The sequence below is a fragment of the Montanilutibacter psychrotolerans genome, assembly GCF_003719825.1.
GTDB classification, from domain to species: domain Bacteria; phylum Pseudomonadota; class Gammaproteobacteria; order Xanthomonadales; family Xanthomonadaceae; genus Montanilutibacter; species Montanilutibacter psychrotolerans.
Window position 1 is genome coordinate 231,478 of the sequence record NZ_RIBS01000004.1, and the last position, 17,476, is coordinate 248,953.

Below are 17,476 nucleotides of genomic sequence, written 5' to 3' on the forward strand. Positions count from 1 at the left end.
GGCGCCGGTGGGTCCGCCGGGGCTGTCAACCGGTCTGGCGGGCGATCGGTTGACAGGTGTCGGCATGCTTTCCAGACTGACCGGCCTGTCCCGCCGTGTCTCTCGGAAGATCGCCATGTCCGCTGTCAGTGAAACCTCCGCCGTTCCGGCATCCAGTCCGCCTGCCGATGTCGCAGGGGCCCCGCTCCGCCACGACTGGAGCCGCGCCGAGGTCCGCGCGCTGTTCGATCTGCCGTTCCCCGAGCTGCTGCACCGCGCCGGCGTGAGCCATCGCGCCCACTTCGACCCGTGCGAAGTCCAGGTGAGCACCCTGCTGTCGGTCAAGACCGGCGGCTGTCCCGAGGATTGCGGCTACTGCCCGCAGGCCGCCCGGTACCACACCGGTGTCGACGCCACCAAGCTGATGAGCACCGAAGCGGTGGTCGAGAAGGCCAGGCAGGCCAAGGCCGCCGGTGCCTCGCGCTTCTGCATGGGCGCGGCCTGGCGCTCGCCCAAGGACCGCGATGTGCCGAAGGTCGCGGCAATGATCGCCGAGGTGAAGGCGCTCGGCCTGGAGACCTGCGCGACGCTGGGAATGCTGTCGGGCGACCAGGCACGCGCCCTGCGCGATGCCGGCCTGGACTACTACAACCACAACCTCGACACCGCTCCCGAGTTCTACAACGAGATCATCCACACCCGCGAGTTCCAGGACCGCCTGGACACCCTCGGCCACGTGCGCGACGCCGGCATGAAGACTTGCTGCGGCGGCATCGTGGGCATGGGCGAGACGCGCGAGCAGCGCGCCGGACTGCTGCAGACGCTCGCCAACCTGCCCGCGCACCCGGACTCGGTGCCGATCAACAAGCTGGTGCAGGTGCCGGGCACCCCACTGGCCGGAACGGCCGAGCTGGATCCGTTCGAGTTCGTCCGCACCATCGCCGTCGCGCGCCTGCTGATGCCCCGTTCGATGGTGCGCCTGTCGGCCGGGCGCGAGGCGATGAGCGACGAGCTGCAGGCGCTGTGCTTCCTGGCCGGCGCCAATTCCATCTTCTACGGCGAGAAACTGCTGACGACCGGCAACCCGGACACCGAGCGCGATATGGCATTGTTCGGCAGACTGGGCCTGCGACCGATGCAGGTCGTCGAATCACCGCACGCAACCGGGGGGAACACCGTGCACGCCGACATCCTTGAAACCACTCCGCACGCCGACACCTGCGCCATCACCGGCCCGGACGCCGCCCGCAACACCTGCGTGGCCTGAGCCCGTGGCGCGCCCGTCATGGCATGAGCGCATCGAGTCGGCCCGGACCCAGCGCGAGGCCGACAACCGCCGTCGCGTGCGGCGCAGCGTCAGCCAGCGCGATGGTGCGCGCTGCGAGGTCGACGGCCGCAAGCTGCTGAACTTCTGCGGCAACGACTACCTGGGTCTGGCACAGCACTTCGCAGTGGTCGGCGCGCTCCAGGACGCGGCCTCGCGCGATGGCGCCGGCGGGATCGGCTCGCACCTGGTGTGCGGCCACCACGCGTTCCACGACGCGCTCGAGAAAGAGCTCGCCGACTGGCTCGGCACGCCGCGCGCACTGCTGTTCGGCAGCGGCTACCTGGCCAACCTGGCCGTGGTGCAGTCGCTGCTGGGCGATGGCGACATCTGCGTGCAGGACCGCCTCAACCACGCCAGCCTCATCGATGCCGCGCGCCTGGCCGGCTGCCACCTTCGCCGGTATCCGCACGCCGATCCCGAGGGTGCGATCCGGCAACTGCGCTCGGTGCCCGACAGCATCGCCATGCTCGCCACCGACGGTGTCTTCAGCATGGACGGCGACATCGCTCCGTTGAAGGACCTGGCACTGGTCACCCGCGTGCAGAACGCGTTGTTGTATGTCGACGATGCTCACGGCGTCGGCGTGCTGGGACCCGACGGCCGCGGCAGCGTCGCTGCCGCCGGACTGGGCGTCGAACAGGTGCCGCTGCAGCTGGCCACGCTGGGCAAGGCGCTCGGCGGCTACGGCGCGGTGGTGGCCGGCAACGAAGCGCTGATCGAACACCTTTCCGAAACCGCGCGCCCGTACATCTACACCACCGCGTTGCCGCCGGCGCAGGCGGCCGCCTCGCTGGCCGCGGTCAAGCTGGCACGCAAGGAGCACTGGCGTCGCGAGAAGCTCAACGAGCAGATCGCGCGCTTCCGCGATGGCGCCACCCGCCAGGGCCTGGTGCTGATGCCCTCGGACACGGCGATCCAGCCGCTGATCTGTGGCGATGACCTGCGCGCGCTGTCGATGTCCAGGTCGCTGGAAGCGGCGGGTTTCTGGGTGGCCGCGATCCGTCCGCCGACCGTTCCCGAAGGCCGCGCGCGGCTGCGCATCACGCTGTCGGCGCTGCACACCTCGTCCGAAGTCGACGGACTGGTGGCGGCGCTGGCCAAGGCACGCGACCGCGCCGAGGCCGAGGCGCGGATCGCATTGCTGTCCGGTTGAGGTTGCAGGATGTTCATCGAAACGCGCGGGCAGGGTCCCGCGCTGGCAATGATCCACGGCTGGGCGATGCACGGCGGGCTGTTCGAGCCGCTGGTTGAACGCCTCGCCAATCGCTACACGCTGCACCTGGTCGACCTGCCCGGACACGGTCACGCGCGCGACCATGCCGCGCTGCTCGAGCCGCACGCGATCGCCGCCGAGCTGGTGGCGCGGGTGCCCGATGCCGCGTGGCTGGGCTGGTCGCTCGGTGGTCTATTCGCGTTGCGCGCCGCACTCGATCACCCGCGGCTCGTGCGGGGCCTGGTGATGGTGGCCTCGTCGCCCCGTTTCGTCAGCGGCGATGGGAGCGATGGCGCGGCGCCGTGGCCGCACGGCGTCAGCCCCAGCCTGTTCCGCGATTTCGGCGAGGCACTGGGACGGGATTTCCGCGGCACCCTGGAGGGCTTCCTCGCGCTGGAGGCGCTGGGTTCCAGCAGCACCCAGGACGACCTGCGCAATCTGCGCGAGCGTGCGTTCGAGCGCGGCGAGCCGGCGCCGCGGGCGCTGCTCGAAGGCCTGGACCTGCTCGACCGCAGCGACCTGCGCGCGCACCTTCCCGCCCTGCAGGTGCCGAGCCTGTGGATCTCCGGGCGGCGCGACCGCCTCGTTCCCGCCGCGGCGATGCCGGCCGCCGCCGCGCTTGCCCCGATGGCGCGCAGCGTGGTGATCGGCAATGCCGGGCACGCACCCTTTTTGGGGGCCGCCGACGAGGTGGCGCGCGAGATCGACCAGTTCCTGCGCCAGAGCGCCGCATCCGTGCCGGTTCCGGAACAGGAGATCCACGCCCCATAGCACCACGGCCGATCCGCGCCCGCGGTGGCAACACCGCCGCCCACCGGTCGACCGGCGCCGCGGCGATCTCGTGCCCCGCGTGCCCGACCGTCCCCGCCTTCCGAATTCCCGCTTCATTCCCCCACAGCGAATCCCCCAGCCGTGTCTCCATCCCTGTTCGACCACCGTCAGGTCCGCCGCGCGTTCTCGCGCGCGGCCGGGCATTACGACGATGCCGCCGCCCTGCAGCGCGAAGTCGCCTCGCGCCTGGCCGAGAGCCTGGACTACCTCGACGACCCGGCGCTGGCACGCCCCGCGCCGGCGGTGGTGCTGGACGTCGGTTGCGGTCCGGCCCACGCCAGCGTGGCGATGCAGAAGCGCTGGCCGAAGGCGCACGTGCTCTCGCTCGACCTGGCCCTGCCGATGCTGCACGAAGCCAGGCGCAATGCCGGCGCACGCCGCCAGCGGTTGTTCGATTTCGCGCGGCGTCCCGACATGCTGTGCGCCGATGCGCGCGCGCTGCCGCTGCGCGACGGCAGCGTCGACGTGCTGCATTCCAACCTGTGCCTGCAGTGGGTCGAGGACCTGCCCGCGGTGTTCGCCGGGTTCCGGCGCGTGCTCAAGCCCGGTGGCCTGATGGTGTTGTCGACGTTCGGCCCGGACACGCTGTTCGAGCTGCGCGGTGCGTTCTCCGAGGCCGACGACGCGCCACACGTCAGCCTGTTTCCGTCGATCGGTCAGTTCGGTGACGCGTTGATCGCCGCTGGGTTCAAGGACCCGGTGCTGGACCGCGACGAGTTCACCCTCCATCACCCCGATCTCAACAGTCTGATGCGCGAGCTGCGCACGCTCGGCGCGACCAACGCGATGAGCGAGCGTCGCCGCAGCCTGACCGGACGGGCGCGATTTGCCCGCGCCGCGCGTGCCTACGAACAACTGCGCGGCGAGCGCGGCCTGCCCGCCACCTGGGAAGTGATCTACGCGCACGCCTGGGGTCCGCCGCCGGGCGCGCCGATCCGCGTGGGTGGCGTCGACGAGGTGCATGTGCCGCTGTCGGCGATTCCGGTGCGGCGGCGTCCATGACGGCCACGGCGAAGCCGGTGCGTGCGCTGTGGCACTGCCGCGCCGAGCATCCCGCCCCGGGCGGGCCGCGATGAGCGCGCGCCGGCTCGCATTGACCGCGGTCGCGATCGCGCTGCTGTCGGCGTTGTTCTTCACCTGCACCTACGTGCTCAACCGCGCCGCGGCGACCGGCGGCGGTCACTGGGCATGGACGGCGTCGCTGCGTTACCTGATCACGCTGCCGTTGCTGTTGCCGGTGATGCGCTGGCAGGGCGGCATCGGACCGGTGTGGCGCGCCATCCGCGCCCATCCGGGGCCGTGGCTGCTGTGGAGCGGCGTCGGCTTCGTGCTGTTCTACGTGCTGTTGAGCTACGCGGCGGCAAGCGGGCCATCGTGGCTGGTCGCCGGGACGTTCCAGCTGACCGTGATCGCCGGGATGCTGTGCGCGCCGTTTCTGTACCGCGACGCGCGTGCGCGCATCCCGTTGCCGGCGTTGCTGGCGGGCGTGGTGGTGGTGGCGGGCGTGCTGCTGATGCAGTTCGGCCACGGCGGCGGCGCGCTCGATCGCGATGGCTGGATCGCGCTGGCCTGTGTCGCGGTCAGTGCGGTGGCCTATCCGCTCGGCAACCGTGGCCTGCTGCTGCATCTGGAGACCACCGGCATCGAGCTCAACGCGACCCAGCGCGTGTTCGGGCTGACGCTGGCCAGCCAGCCGCTGTGGCTGGCGGTGGCCGTCTGCGCATTCGCCTCCGCCGGGCCGCCGCCAATCGACCAGGTGTGGTTGGCCGCGGGCGTTGCGCTGGGGGCGGGCGTGATCGCCACGGTGCTGTTCTTCCAGGCCACCGGCATGGTCCGCAACGAGCCCAGTGCACTGGCCGCGGCCGAGGCGATGCAGGCCGCCGAGATCCTGTTCGCCACGATCATCGGCGTGCTCTGGCTGGGCGAAGCCTGGCCGCAGGGTCGCGCGCTGTTGGGCGCGCTGGTGGTGGCGGTCGGGATCGTACTGTTCAGCGTGGTGGCCGCGCGCGCCGCCGCCGGCGATCACCAGGCCACGCAGGAGCTGCGCAGCGACCGCGGCGGCTGAGCCCGACTGGCACCGCTGGCGATTCCACTGGCCGAAAGGCCCGGCCCGCCACGCAACTGGCTGGCCGCCGAGGGCGTCAGCTGGGACGTTCGCGCGCAACGGCGGAAGCCGAAGCCCTGGCGAAGTGTGCGAATCGTGGTCGAGTCGACCAGACGTCGTTGCGTCTGCGAGTGCGACTGGTGAATCGGTCTGGCAGGTGCCTAACGCCCGAAGCAAGTCGAGCCGCGACGCGGATTCGGCTTGAATTGTTAGGTGCCAGCCGACTCAACGAAGCACCCGCACTTAGGTGCTAGATAGGCCAAGGCTATCCCATTCATTGTCCCAGCAAAGATCTCGCGCTAGCTTGCCTTCGTCGTTAGCGATTGATTGATACGCGCCCAGCTTGACTAGACGCCTGGCAATTACAAACTCTCCCATGCGGATAGCGTGATGGAGTGCTGTGTCACCGCCCTCGTTCTTTGCATCCATAGACGCGCCCGCCCCGAGTAAGAGATTGACCGCGGAAAGGTCGCCCCACGTAATCGCAATCTTGAGAGGGCGGCTGCTAAATGCGCCAACAGAGTGAACCGTTGGCCTGTGTTCAAACGAGCCAAACTCGACGGCCCCTCTAACCGCCTCCAGTACGGTCTCCACAGAGTCGTAAGAACTATTCATGGAGCCTGAAGCCTGAATTAAGCCGAGCCGCGAAGCGGCTTTGCCTTGAATATCTGTAGATACTCACCTGGCCACAGCCAGGTTGGACAGGCTCTCCATGAATCTTGCCTCTGGATTTGACGCGCAATGCGATTCAATCCGTGGCCCCAAGGCCTTCAAGTTACGTACGACTTCGACTTGCCTTTCCATCGGGATTCCGGGAAGGAGCATGAGCATGCCCGTGGCAAGGCGGAACCCCTGTGTTTGTTGCGCGGTGGCTCCAGGGGAGATGCTGCGAGCGAACGCGAGGTCCGCATTGAAATCGCCGCAGCTCTTCTGACGGATGGTAAGGACCGTGTCCTTGCGAAACTCAATCGGGACAAGAATTGAAGGAGGAAATGCCGCGCCATCCTTCTGCTTCAGTTTTGTTGCTTTGGCGTAAGCAAGGGCCAAGGCATCCAGCGAGGGCGACTTCGAGGATTGCTCCACGACCGGATCAACCAGCCAGCCATCGGGCGCGATCCCCGCTCTCACTATTACCGTTCCTTGCGCTCCAGACGTGACGACGCCGGCAGGATAGTGCTCAGAACCGGGCTCCGGGTTGAGTGTCGCCATCCTTGCGGTGGGCAGGGGCAACTCGGTGGCTTGTGAACAGCCACAAATCAGCAGGAAGGCCAAAAAGGCCGCTCGCGGCGTTAAGGGATGCATAGATCTGTCCAGTTGGTACTAATGGCTGAAACTAGGCCGAGCTGCGAAGCGGCTTCGGCTTGAATGACTCGTTAGGCGGCGTGCGCGCGGGCCGCCAAAGCCACCATGTGCCAGCCGCGCAGGCCAGCAAGAAGGTGGCCCACATTAGGAATCCGGCGCGAGACTGCCTCGTTTGTGGCGAGCCGTCGGGACGGAGGCTGACTGTTACTAGCGTTGGCTCAAGAACGGGAAGAAACGTCACTTGGTTTTGCCCAGCACCGATTGGCACAAGGGCTTGTCCGGGAAAGCGTGCCTGAGCCGCTCTGACGGCAGCGGCATTGGGAGCGATGAACGCTGGCATTGCGAGCATGCCCATGAACGCGATCGGCAGTGAAAGCCGGAACACCCAGTAGTAGAACCTCAGAATCTGCTTAATCATGATCAGCCGCCAAACGCCTGAATTGAGCCGACCCGCGAAGCGGCTTCGGCTTGAACAAATTGTTAGATGTTTCCTCGCACAACCTGAGTCACTCGGGGCTCTTGTGCGTCCATGAACATGAAGCACCGCCCGAATAGTGCCTTCTTGCCAAAATCATCAAATACGTTTGATCCGAGGGGCGTGATCAGGGCTTCATCAGTAGCAAGCGCCCGCTGATGATTGCTCTCGATCTCTGTCCAATGTTGGACGGCGATGCTGTCCAGGACCAAATTGACCGCCGGGTGGTTGTACCGCACCAGAACATTCCCGTCTTTCATGGGGGTTGGATTCATGTCTGGGTGGTAGTTGAAGATCTTTGACAATGCGTCCTTGGCAAAGGACTCAGCCTCAGCATCTGCGAGATCATCAGGAAGGACAACACATGTCCCATGCGAGAAAACGGCAAGATCGCGTTGGCCGTTGGTGTAAAAGCGTAGGCGTTCAACAATCTGATCAATGGGTTGCACGATCGTGGGGCGCCAGTCTGGAACAGGCGGGAACCACTTGGGCGGCTCCTGAGGTGGCTCCTTCTTCTTGAACAGTCCGAACACTGACGATCTCCAGAAACATCTAACGCCTGACAGCACTTGCGCCCAACTCCAGCAACAGCCTGTCTCGCAGCTTCGAGAACTGACCAGCGGAATAAACCCGTTGACTCACCCGTGCAGGCTCGATGGCATGGCCTTCGAACGGGTCACCCACGTATCTCGGGAAGTAGTGCATGTGTAGGTGCGGCAACGTGTTTCCGTGAATCTCGTAGTTGAGCTTAACGGCGCCCGTGACAGCTGATAGAGCGGAAGAGACTTTATGCGCGTCACGCATGAAGGACTCGGCCTGACTGCTGGTGAGGTCGTGCAACACCACAGCATGCACTCGCGAGACAAGGCAAACATATCCTGGCATTGGAGCCGCCTCGGACATGGTGAGCCAAGAGGAGTCCAGTTGCGCAATGTTGTTCAGTGGCTGGCCGCGTGCGCAAATCGGGCAGCCAGAACCATCACACAAGCGTTGCCATTCGGTCGGGGAATTCCATTTGCTCAAGTGGCGAGTCTCATGGTGTGCGGCCTAACGCCTGAACTAGGCCGAGCCGCGAAGCGGCTTCGGCTTGAATGAATTCTCAGGTGTTGCCCCTCTGTAGCGACCATCCATGACGAGCCCGGGTCTTTCGTCGTCCCAGATCATGCTGACGATTCTCCACGACTGCCCGTCGTTGTAGAACTGGATGCTGTTTATTCCGCGCTTTACGAACTTCGTTTTCTCCGCATCCTCCCATGCTTCATAGGTGCTGAACGCATGAGCAATATTTCCGAACACCTCGATGATGTTCTGGACCTCGAGCTCGTAGAAGGAGCGCCCTGCCATCAGCTTTGTAAAGTTCTTTGGATACTCGGAAACATGGAGGCGCGTTGCCTGAGGTACGCCTTCTTCGTCAACCGAGGTGCGAATCATGTACGCAGTTGGCAGGAAAAGCTCGGCCTCCCGCCTCCAGTTGGGCTGATGTCCAACTGGTCCTGAAATGATGGAATAGAGTTCAGCAATGATTGAACCGATTTCTTCTCGAGCTCCCATGACCTCTCCTGGCAACCTGACGCCTAAACTAAGCCGCAGACCGATCGCGCAGCGATTGGGCTGTCGGCTTGAACGAATTGTTAGATCCCATCCTCAAGACCATAAGGCCAGCGCGTACTCAAGCGCGTCCCTTGCGACCTGAGGAGTTGCCAAATCGAACTCCAGCACGTCCACAATGGCCTCCGCAAGATCCTGATGGTTCCGGGGCGTCGCCGCGCGAAGGTCCCTCTCCGAGAAGTCGTCGCCGAAGACAGCAGTGAGAACCTCGTACGAATCTTGTCCACAGAAGACGCAATCGTCGGCGGTCTTGTTGAGTGAGTCCGCGAAGTTGCTGCAAATGGATGAGATGAAATCCAAGTCGTCGTGGGTGCTGGTCATGGGCTCTAACGCCTGGATTGAGCCGAGTCGCGAAGCGGCTTCGACTTGAATGAATTGTTAGGCGCCCGAGTCATTGCCGGAGCGGAGATGGCCGAGAAATGCCATCAGCAAGCCCACAACTCCAGCCCCACAGGCCCAACCAGCGTTGAGACCAGTCTGTGAGTGAAGCTGCCACAAGACCAGGGCGCCATGAACGTAAGAAGACCAATTGCCTTAAACGCGCCAATTGGTCTGTTACCGACTTGGTAGTGACGCCCATCGTCTCGGTTGATCCTCTGTCGGAGCCTGTTGAAGGTGTGCCGATCCATATGCGCCTAACGCCTGAAACCGAGCCGCGAAGCGGCTTCGGCTTGAATGAATTGTTGGGCCTCACACGAGGGGCCTATACGGCGTTACTAGCCTACCGTACCGGCGCGCGGCCCATACGCCCAAGGGCATGCCCGCCACATACGCGGCCACTACGGCAAGGGCGGCCTCCCAGCCGGTCAGCCAGTATTGATGCGTGAAGCCGACTGCAAGCAACAGCGACAAGCTCGGTGCGAGGGAGAGCAGAATTGTCTTGCGGCTTAGCATGTTAGTTGCGCCGCAAGAGTTGCAGACATACCGATCAGGGAAGCTGGATGGAACTAGATCCCAGTTGGTGATCCTTAAAGGCTGTTTGCAAGAGGAGCAGGTGAAGTCCGGCATGAGGCCTAACGCCTGAATTAGGCCGAGCCGCGAAGCGGCTTCGGCTTGAATGAATTGTTTGGCCGCGGCCGCCGATTGTGATCACGAGGTTCTCCGAGCGGGCAACCAACGTCCAAAGGTGGCTACGGCGAGTAGGTAGAGTACGAGAATACCCAATGCGTAATCGACTGCAGTGAGAGGTACGGCGCGACTCTTGAAGTAGTACCAGTTGATTGAGCTGGCAATCTGGTAATTGACGATTCCAGTACCCACGATGGCCAGGGCGAAAAGTACGAGAACCCAGCGCCACAGCGGTTGCATCCGCTTGCCCGTGCTGTTGCCAGTAGATCGAGTGTCTGACATGCGGCCTAACGCCTGAATTGAGCCGATCCGCGAAGCGGCTTCGGCTTGAAAGAATTGTTAGGCCTTGATCCCGGAAGCCAGAACCAGAACCGAGGCCGTTGAGCAGACAATTTGACCAAGAACAAGAAGTGCTTGGAGTTGCGATGTTTTCGCAGTTAGTCGGGCGCTCGCCATAAGGTCGCCGCGCTTTACCTTGTCGAAGGTGCTTGAAGCGATGCACTTATAAGGCAAGAGTAGGCCGCTGAAAAGAAAGTGAATGAACGCAGGAAACGAAAAGCGTTTGGCTGAAGAAATGGAGCCAGCCAGCTGTTTGGATAAGGCCTCATTGGAGTTGAGCCCGCCGAATACAGTTACGGCCAAGAACCGAGCAAGCAGCCCTAAGAGAAGAGACGCAGAAAACCAAAACAACGCCCAGCGGAAGCTATACGCGTAAATGTACTTAGCAACCGAATCGATGTTGGCAACAAGCAGCGCGAATGACGCGCCGAGCCCAGCCATAAGCCACGCAGAAAACTCTGAAAGAAGGGGCGTAGCTATTGCGGCGACTTGCAGTAAAGCGTCGCTCGCAACCTTCTGCTCAGTGCCGAATCGTCTTGGCTCTTTCACTGACCGCTCCAGAAGGTTGCATCAAGGTCTAACGCCTGAATTGAGCCGAGCCGCGAAGCGGCTTCGGCTTGAATGAATTGTTAGGGCGCTGGCGGCTGCTGATTGGCCAGCAACTCATCAACCCGCTCCCAATTGGTGATTGCATCCGATAGTGGCCAACCATGGGCAAACTGCCGATACCACTTTAGATCTCGCAGAAGTGTCGCTGTGAGAAGGCCAGCAAAGAAGATTGCCACGTTAGGCCAGCCAGCCCATATGTAGAAGCAAATTGTCGCTATGCCTGCAAGAACAATGAGGAGATATGCCCGCCAGGCTGTTCGAACATACCAGCCGAGCGTGGGGGTCCGGCCACGCAATGCGCGGGACATCCGCAGCAGCTTGGTTTGTTTGTCAGTCAGTTGCATAGAGCTATCTCACGCGGCCTAACGCCTAATTCTGCCCCTCAACCGAGGCGTTGCGCGAAGTATGCGTCCCCCCGTCGTTGGCGCCAACGAAGAATTCCTACACGGAATCAGTGGTTTGCCCGATAGCTTCCGGCTGCCCGGGCGGCCACCATCGCGTTACAGCGACGCAACGGAGGGCGTATGGATTACAGGGTGCGGGGAAGGGGTGTAACGCGGCTGCCCGGGGGCGAGTCCGGTGGGATATTGGCCATTACGGCAGCCTGGCCACAGCCCTCATCGCGGTAGCCGATGTGGCGATGACCCTGCGGTGCCAGCGCCAGCGCCAGCGCCAGCACCCAGGCCAGAACCGCAATCCAGAATCCCGGTCGGTGTCGCGGGGGCGGACGGGCAGGGAGCGGCATCGGTATCGGCATCGCCTTGATCGGCGCGCGCGGCCCGGGCAGTGCGGATCAGCGAACCTGCGCCAGCCAGCCTTCCAGGTTGTAATGGTTGCTGACGCGCCGAATGCGGCCACTGCGCAGTTCGAAGAACGCACCGCCGGCGAGGACGTACTTCTGTCCACGCGCTTCGGGCATGCCGCTGTCGTTGGCCAGGTACTGGCCATGCACCATGTACTCGGCCGCGGCGCGATCGCCGTCGACGGTGGCCATCACCACCACGTCGTGCAATTGCTCGCGGTAGCAGGCGTTCATGCGTTCCAGGAAGGCGGCGAAAGCCGGCTTGCCGGTCTCGCGCGCTCCCTGGTTGAGGTCGTGGACGACGTCGTCGCCAAGCAGGGCGAGCATGCCGTCCCAGTCGCGGTGGTTGAACGCCGAGTAATAGGCCAGCACAAGTTCGATCGCGCGATCGTTGCTGCGGGTGCCGTCGATCTTCATCGTCATTCCTTGCGGAAGGTGGCGGATGTCCCTGCGAACAGCGTGGGCAGCGCGTCGGCGTCGACGTTGCCGCCCGAGAGGATGATACCCACGCGCTTTCCAGCGAAGCGAGCGGGTTCGGCCAGCACCGCCGCCAGCGCGATCGCCGAAGACGGTTCCACCAGCAACTTGGCACGCTGCCACAGCAGGCGCATCGCATGCACGGTGGCGTCGTCGTCCACCACCACCACCTGGGCGCCGTGCGCGCGCAGCAGGTCGAAGTTGGGGGCCCCGAGGGTTCCGCGCAAGCCATCGCAGATGGTGTCGGGTACGAACTCGGTGAGGCGCTCGCCTGCCGCCAGCGATGCGTGGGTTTCCGCGGCGCCGGCGGGTTCGGCAAGCACCAGTTCGGTGGTCGGCGAGGCGCCGGCGATGGCGATCGCACTGCCCGCGGCCAGTCCGCCGCCGCCCACCGGCACCACCACCACGTCCAGGCCCGGGCTGTGCGCCAGCAGTTCGAGCACGGCCGTGCCCTGGCCGGCCATGACGCGCGGGTCGGTGTACGGATGCACCAGTTCGGCGCCGGTATCGACCTGCACCTGGGCGCACATCGCCTCGCGTGCGGCGATCGTCGGCGCGCAGTGGTGCAGGGTGGCGCCATAGGCTTCGATCGCGGCGAGCTTGGCGGCCACCGCGCCTTCGGGCACGACCACGTGGCAGGCGATGCCGCGCGTGCGGGCGGCCAGCGCGAGTGCGGCGCCGTGGTTGCCCGAGGAATGCGTGACCACGCCGCGCGCGGCCTCGGCATCGGTCAGGGACCACACCGCATTGCACGCGCCACGGAACTTGAACGCGCCGGTGCGCTGCAGGGGTTCGGCCTTGAGGTGCAGCTCACAGCCGGCCAGGGCGTCGAGCGTGCGCGAGCGCAGCACCGGTGTGGCGTGGGCGTGCGGCGCGATGCGTGCGGCCGCGGCCAGGATGTCGTCGAAGCCGGGATGCGGCGTGGGGGCTGGATTCATTGCCGTGAGACTACCCCGAATCGCGTCTCAGTCGGTCGCGCGCGGGCCGCGCGCGGGTGGGTCAGGACGGTTGGCGCTCAGGTGCGGGCGCGCGCTCTGGGCCGTCCCAGCAGGCTCACCGAGGCCGATCCCGCCACCACCAGCGACGCGCCGATCCAGCCACCGACGCCGATATGTTCGGGCTCCAGCCAGCCCGGCAACAGCGTGGCCACCACGCTCGCCGCGGCGATGCACAACAGCGGCGTGGTCGCGATCACTGCCGAAACCCGCGAGGCCTCCCAGTGCGCCAGCGCTTCGGCAAACGCGCCATAGGCGCCAACTGTGTTGAGCGCGCAGAAGCCCAGCAACGCCCACTGCCTGCCGTCGAGCGCAAGCAGGGCCCGCGGCGTTGCAAACGGCAGCAGCACCACGGCGGCGGCGACGTAGATCGCCAGCAACACCTGCATCGAGCCCAGCTTCACCAGCAACTGCTTTTGCGCCAGGGCATATACCGCCCACACCACCGCGCCGACGACGACCAGCGCCGAGCCCAGCACGTATCCGCCGGCGTGGCGCGCGGTGCCGCTGGCCGCCTCCCGTGCCCACGCCTGGTGGAGTTGGTCGTGGAAGAACAGACCCAGCCCGGCGACGAGCAGCGCCAGTCCGATCCACTGCGCGGCGCGGAACGGCTCGCGGAACAGCCATATCCCACCCAGTGCCATCAGCAACGGCGCCAGCTGGATCAGCAACTGCGCGTTGGCCGGCGACGTGTGCTGCACGCCGAGCAGGTAGAACACGTAGTTGCCCAGCAGCATCAGCGCAGCCAGCATCAACAGCGCCCAGCTGCGCCCGCTCAGCGCGCGGTAGCCGCCCAGCTCGCCGCGCCAGGCCAGCCAGGCCGTGGTGCAACCGGCGGCCACCAAGAAGCGGAACCAGGTCAGCGTCACCGGGTCCAGCACGCCCACCAGGACCTTCAGCGCGAGCGGCAGCGTCGCCCAGCACAGCGCGGTGCACAGGCTCAGGCCCAGCCCGAGCCGCCATTGGCCAGATGCGCGGTGCAAGGTCATGCACTATCCGAGGGAGGGGTGGCAGGCCAGCGCCGCAGGCCATCGGGGACGGTCCAGCGGCACGCGCTGCCGGCCAGTTGGATTAAGCACGAGTTCAAAGCGCCGCGCCCAGTCTGGCGACACCAACGGGGGTTATCGACATGATCCGCAAACTGCTCCTGCCTGCCGCCACCGCGCTGTTGCTGGCCGGTTGCGTGACGGGTCCGTACGGGTACCAGGGCGGCCGAGGCGACTACTACTACGGCCAACCGAGCGTCGAGTACCGCTACTACGGCTCGCCGTACGACGGTTACTACGGTCACGGCGGACCGTACCGCCACGGCTACAGCTTCCCGTGGGACTACGGCCGCTACTACGGCGGCTTTTACGGTTTTCCGCACTACTACTACCACCCGCGCCCGCGCTGGCGGCCGCACCACCCACGTCCGCCGGCGCCACCGCGTGGTCCGATGGCCGGCGAGGGAACGTCACCGGGCGTGCCGGTCGATCGTGGGCCGCCGTGGCGCAACATCGGCCGCCCGTCGGGGCCGCTTGACCAGCCGCGTGCCGGTGAGTGGGGCGGGCCGGGACGGTCGCCGCAATCGAACGCGCCGCCGCCGCCGAGACCGGCAGTGCGGCCGAGGCCGGAGGGCGGTTCGCGCATGGAGCAGACGATCCGCCAGGCGGGTCGCGACAATGCACCCAAGGGCGACGCCAGGCCGCGCTCGGAGCGGTGACGCGCGTCTCATCCCACGACTGACGAGCAGCCGCGGGTATTGACAGAATGCGTCACCATGCGACGTAATCGGCCTGTAGCGTCGATGTCGGCGCCCGGCGAGGAATCACGGATCCCCCCTGTTCCGTCCCCGTCGGGCGTCGGCGCCCTACGCACCGCAAGCGCTGCACTCCCACCCGGAAACCTCTCGCTGGCTCGACCACACGTCGCGGCCGGCTTTGCTGTTTCCGATATCGGGTGATTTCTGGGATGGGGCGCACGGATCGGGCGACGGCGGCGCATAAAAAAGGGGCCGAATGTCCCCCGACATTCGGCCCCCGGGCTTCCCCTGCGGGCGCTTGGCCAGCCCCTGTTCCAATTACCGGCCGGCGACTGGCGCCTGCCCCGCTGGGTGCACTGGAAGATGTTGCAGGATGCGTGCCAACTTTCCGGTCGCCAGCCGTCCTGCTCCCTGATTTGGCCGGCCGACACCCGGCCCCGCAACCGGGGCTGACGGCACCCTGACCGGCATGGCAGGCCCCGACGGCGATCTGGCCTAGAATCGCTCCCCGCCGCCGGTGTCACGACGGCCTTGCCGCCTCGCACGGCGCCGTGTCCAGCCGACCCCTGACGGGTCCGCACCCCTGCAGGCCGCCCGTCCTGCTGCAAGCCCGACCCAGACAAACGCACCCATGAGCAACGATTTCTTCCAGTACGACGTGATCGTGGTCGGCGGCGGCCACGCCGGCACCGAGGCCGCGCTGGCGTCGGCGCGCGCCGGTGCCCGCACCTTGCTGCTGACCCACAACGTGGAGACCGTTGGCGCGATGAGCTGCAACCCGGCCATCGGCGGCATCGGCAAGGGCCACCTGGTCAAGGAGATCGATGCGCTGGGCGGCATCATGGGCCGCGCGGCCGATGCCGCCGGCATCCAGTGGCGCCGCCTCAACGCCAGCAAGGGCCCGGCCGTGCGCGCGACGCGCTGCCAGGCCGATCGTTCGCTGTACCGGGCGTTCGTGCGACGTGCGGTCGAGAACCAGCCCGGTCTCACGGTGTTCCAGTCCGCGGTCGACGACATCGTGTTCGACAACGGCCGGGTCAGCGCCGTTGTCACCCAGACCGGCCTGCGCTTCTGCGCGCCGGCGGTGGTGCTGACCGCGGGGACGTTCCTGGCCGGCAAGGTCCACGTCGGCCAGACCACCTACGCGGCCGGCCGCGCCGGCGATCCGCCCGCGCAGGCACTGGCCGCGCGCCTGCGCGAAGGGCCGTTCGTGATCGACCGGCTCAAGACGGGCACGCCGCCGCGCATCGACGGGCGCACGCTCGACTATTCGGTGATGGAGGAACAGCCCGGCGACGACCCGCGCCCGGTGATGTCGTTCATGGGCAGTCGCGCCGACCACCCGCGCCAGGTGTCGTGCTGGATCACCCACACCAGCGAGCGCACCCACGAGATCATCCGTGGCGCGCTCGACCGATCGCCGCTGTACACCGGCCAGATCGAGGGGACCGGGCCGCGCTACTGCCCGTCGATCGAGGACAAGGTGGTGCGCTTCGCCGAGAAGGCCAGCCACCAGATCTTCGTCGAGCCCGAGGGCCTGGACGTCGCCGAGATCTACCCCAACGGCATCTCGACCTCGCTGCCGTTCGACGTGCAGCTGGCGCTCGTACGCAGCATCCGCGGTTTCGAGCAGGCGCACATCACGCGCGCCGGCTACGCGATCGAGTACGACTACTTCGACCCGCGCGGGCTGAAGACCACGCTGCAGACCAAGGCGATCGAGGGCCTGTTCTTCGCCGGGCAGATCAACGGCACCACCGGTTACGAGGAAGCCGCCGCGCAGGGCCTGCTGGCCGGCGTGAACGCCGCGCGCTTCGTGCGCGGGCAGGAAGGCTGGAGCCCGCGTCGCGACCAGGCCTACCTGGGCGTGCTGGTCGACGACCTGATCACGCACGGCACCAGTGAGCCGTACCGCATGTTCACCAGCCGCGCCGAGTACCGGCTGCAGCTGCGCGAGGACAACGCCGACCTGCGCCTGACGCCGGTCGGACGTGAACTGGGCCTGGTCGATGACGCGCGATTCGCCGCGTTCGACACCAAGCGCGAGGCGATCGAGCGCGAAGGCGCGCGACTGGCGTCGATCTGGGCCGCGCCGAACAACCCGCTGGGTCGCGAGCTGGCTGCCACGCTGGGCGTGGAAGTCAGCCGCGAGACCAGCGCGCGTGACCTGATCAAGCGCCCGGAGCTGGACTACGCCACGTTGATGACCGTGCCGCTGCTGGGCCCGGCGGTGACCGATGCGGCGGTGGCCGAACAGGTCGAGATCGGCGTGAAGTACGCCGGCTATCTGGACCGGCAGCGCGAAGAGATCGAACGCCAGCAGCGCAACGAAGGCACGCCGGTACCGGACGCGTTCGATTACGCCGGCGTGCACGGTCTGTCGATCGAGGTCCGCCAGAAGCTCGAGAAGGTGCGACCGCAGACGGTCGGGCAGGCCCAGCGCATTCCGGGCATGACCCCGGCGGCGATCTCGCTGCTGCTGGTGCATCTGGCACGCCAGCGGCGCAGCGCCCAGGGCTGAGCACGCGGCGCGGGGAAGCGGGTGCCGTGAAGCACGCGGCGCGAAATGGGCGGCGTGAACCGCACGACGCGAAGCGGGCGGG

The 17,476-nt window shown here is 66.0% G+C and carries 17 protein-coding genes; 7 read left to right on the forward strand and 10 right to left on the reverse strand.

Annotation, left to right across the window (positions count from 1 at the left end):
- Positions 1–115: 115 nt before the first annotated feature.
- From bioB to EER27_RS10220, 5 genes are all read left to right on the forward strand, one after another.
- Complete coding sequence (gene bioB, locus EER27_RS10200) at positions 116–1,246, forward strand: biotin synthase BioB (protein WP_123087992.1); 1,131 nt, start codon at positions 116–118, stop codon at positions 1,244–1,246.
- Positions 1,247–1,250: 4 nt separating this feature from the next.
- The gene (gene bioF, locus EER27_RS10205; protein ID WP_123087993.1) at positions 1,251–2,459 is read left to right on the forward strand and encodes an 8-amino-7-oxononanoate synthase; all 1,209 of its coding nucleotides are present in this window, start codon (positions 1,251–1,253) and stop codon (positions 2,457–2,459) included.
- Between the two features lie 9 nt (positions 2,460–2,468).
- Entirely contained in the window at positions 2,469–3,290 is an 822-nt protein-coding gene (gene bioH / locus EER27_RS10210; protein ID WP_123087994.1) for a pimeloyl-ACP methyl ester esterase BioH, read from the forward strand.
- A gap of 141 nt (positions 3,291–3,431) precedes the next feature.
- Positions 3,432–4,352, forward strand: a complete 921-nt coding sequence (bioC, locus tag EER27_RS10215) for a malonyl-ACP O-methyltransferase BioC (protein WP_123087995.1) — start codon at positions 3,432–3,434, stop codon at positions 4,350–4,352.
- 70 nt (positions 4,353–4,422) lie between these two features.
- Positions 4,423–5,415, forward strand: coding sequence for a multidrug resistance efflux transporter family protein (locus EER27_RS10220; protein WP_123087996.1), 993 nt, complete (start codon positions 4,423–4,425; stop codon positions 5,413–5,415).
- A 282-nt stretch (positions 5,416–5,697) separates the two neighbouring features.
- Here the strand turns inward: EER27_RS10220 and EER27_RS17605 are convergent, their stop codons facing one another.
- The 10 genes from EER27_RS17605 to EER27_RS10280 form a co-directional block, all read right to left on the reverse strand.
- A complete protein-coding gene (locus tag EER27_RS17605; protein WP_123087997.1) occupies positions 5,698–6,069 on the reverse strand; it encodes an ankyrin repeat domain-containing protein in 372 nt (123 codons plus the stop codon).
- 63 nt (positions 6,070–6,132) lie between these two features.
- Entirely contained in the window at positions 6,133–6,756 is a 624-nt protein-coding gene (locus EER27_RS10230) for a TonB family protein (protein WP_123087998.1), read from the reverse strand.
- A 480-nt stretch (positions 6,757–7,236) separates the two neighbouring features.
- Positions 7,237–7,764 (reverse strand): hypothetical protein, encoded by a 528-nt coding sequence (locus EER27_RS16935; protein WP_148040994.1) that lies wholly within the window; start codon positions 7,762–7,764, stop codon positions 7,237–7,239.
- 19 nt (positions 7,765–7,783) lie between these two features.
- The gene (locus EER27_RS10240; protein ID WP_123088000.1) at positions 7,784–8,254 is read right to left on the reverse strand and encodes an HIT family protein; all 471 of its coding nucleotides are present in this window, start codon (positions 8,252–8,254) and stop codon (positions 7,784–7,786) included.
- 36 nt (positions 8,255–8,290) lie between these two features.
- A complete protein-coding gene (locus tag EER27_RS16940) occupies positions 8,291–8,782 on the reverse strand; it encodes a hypothetical protein (RefSeq protein WP_148040995.1) in 492 nt (163 codons plus the stop codon).
- Between the two features lie 93 nt (positions 8,783–8,875).
- Positions 8,876–9,160, reverse strand: a complete 285-nt coding sequence (locus tag EER27_RS10250; RefSeq protein WP_123088002.1) for a hypothetical protein — start codon at positions 9,158–9,160, stop codon at positions 8,876–8,878.
- 1,086 nt (positions 9,161–10,246) lie between these two features.
- Positions 10,247–10,795: a hypothetical protein gene (locus EER27_RS10260; RefSeq protein ID WP_148040996.1), complete on the reverse strand. Its 549-nt coding sequence runs from the start codon at positions 10,793–10,795 to the stop codon at positions 10,247–10,249.
- 853 nt (positions 10,796–11,648) lie between these two features.
- The gene (locus EER27_RS10270) at positions 11,649–12,074 is read right to left on the reverse strand and encodes a ketosteroid isomerase-related protein (protein ID WP_123088006.1); all 426 of its coding nucleotides are present in this window, start codon (positions 12,072–12,074) and stop codon (positions 11,649–11,651) included.
- 2 nt (positions 12,075–12,076) lie between these two features.
- Positions 12,077–13,072 carry a pyridoxal-phosphate dependent enzyme gene (locus EER27_RS10275; RefSeq protein ID WP_123088007.1) on the reverse strand — a complete coding sequence of 332 codons (996 nt, stop codon included), beginning with the start codon at positions 13,070–13,072 and terminating at the stop codon, positions 12,077–12,079.
- Positions 13,073–13,149: 77 nt separating this feature from the next.
- Positions 13,150–14,118, reverse strand: a complete 969-nt coding sequence (locus EER27_RS10280) for a DMT family transporter (RefSeq protein WP_123088008.1) — start codon at positions 14,116–14,118, stop codon at positions 13,150–13,152.
- A gap of 140 nt (positions 14,119–14,258) precedes the next feature.
- Here EER27_RS10280 and EER27_RS10285 point away from each other — a divergent pair, with 140 nt between their 5' ends.
- Together EER27_RS10285 and mnmG are read left to right on the forward strand one after the other, a co-directional pair.
- Positions 14,259–14,834: a hypothetical protein gene (locus tag EER27_RS10285; RefSeq protein ID WP_123088009.1), complete on the forward strand. Its 576-nt coding sequence runs from the start codon at positions 14,259–14,261 to the stop codon at positions 14,832–14,834.
- 670 nt (positions 14,835–15,504) lie between these two features.
- Positions 15,505–17,394, forward strand: a complete 1,890-nt coding sequence (gene mnmG, locus EER27_RS10290; RefSeq protein WP_123088010.1) for a tRNA uridine-5-carboxymethylaminomethyl(34) synthesis enzyme MnmG — start codon at positions 15,505–15,507, stop codon at positions 17,392–17,394.
- The last annotated feature ends 82 nt before the right edge of the window (positions 17,395–17,476 follow it).

What these genes read in the sequence shown, in the direction of transcription:
- bioB (WP_123087992.1), top strand. Translation starts at nt 116, where the DNA reads ATGTCCGCTGTCAGTGAAACCTCCGCCGTTCCGGCATCCAGTCCGCCT.
- bioH (WP_123087994.1), top strand. Translation starts at nt 2,469, where the DNA reads ATGTTCATCGAAACGCGCGGGCAGGGTCCCGCGCTGGCAATGATCCAC.
- EER27_RS10220 (WP_123087996.1), top strand. Translation starts at nt 4,423, where the DNA reads ATGAGCGCGCGCCGGCTCGCATTGACCGCGGTCGCGATCGCGCTGCTG.
- EER27_RS17605 (WP_123087997.1), bottom strand. Translation starts at nt 6,069, where the DNA reads ATGAATAGTTCTTACGACTCTGTGGAGACCGTACTGGAGGCGGTTAGA.
- EER27_RS10230 (WP_123087998.1), bottom strand. Translation starts at nt 6,756, where the DNA reads ATGCATCCCTTAACGCCGCGAGCGGCCTTTTTGGCCTTCCTGCTGATT.
- EER27_RS16940 (WP_148040995.1), bottom strand. Translation starts at nt 8,782, where the DNA reads ATGGGAGCTCGAGAAGAAATCGGTTCAATCATTGCTGAACTCTATTCC.
- EER27_RS10250 (WP_123088002.1), bottom strand. Translation starts at nt 9,160, where the DNA reads ATGACCAGCACCCACGACGACTTGGATTTCATCTCATCCATTTGCAGC.
- EER27_RS10270 (WP_123088006.1), bottom strand. Translation starts at nt 12,074, where the DNA reads ATGAAGATCGACGGCACCCGCAGCAACGATCGCGCGATCGAACTTGTG.
- EER27_RS10275 (WP_123088007.1), bottom strand. Translation starts at nt 13,072, where the DNA reads ATGAATCCAGCCCCCACGCCGCATCCCGGCTTCGACGACATCCTGGCC.
- EER27_RS10280 (WP_123088008.1), bottom strand. Translation starts at nt 14,118, where the DNA reads ATGACCTTGCACCGCGCATCTGGCCAATGGCGGCTCGGGCTGGGCCTG.
- EER27_RS10285 (WP_123088009.1), top strand. Translation starts at nt 14,259, where the DNA reads ATGATCCGCAAACTGCTCCTGCCTGCCGCCACCGCGCTGTTGCTGGCC.
- mnmG (WP_123088010.1), top strand. Translation starts at nt 15,505, where the DNA reads ATGAGCAACGATTTCTTCCAGTACGACGTGATCGTGGTCGGCGGCGGC.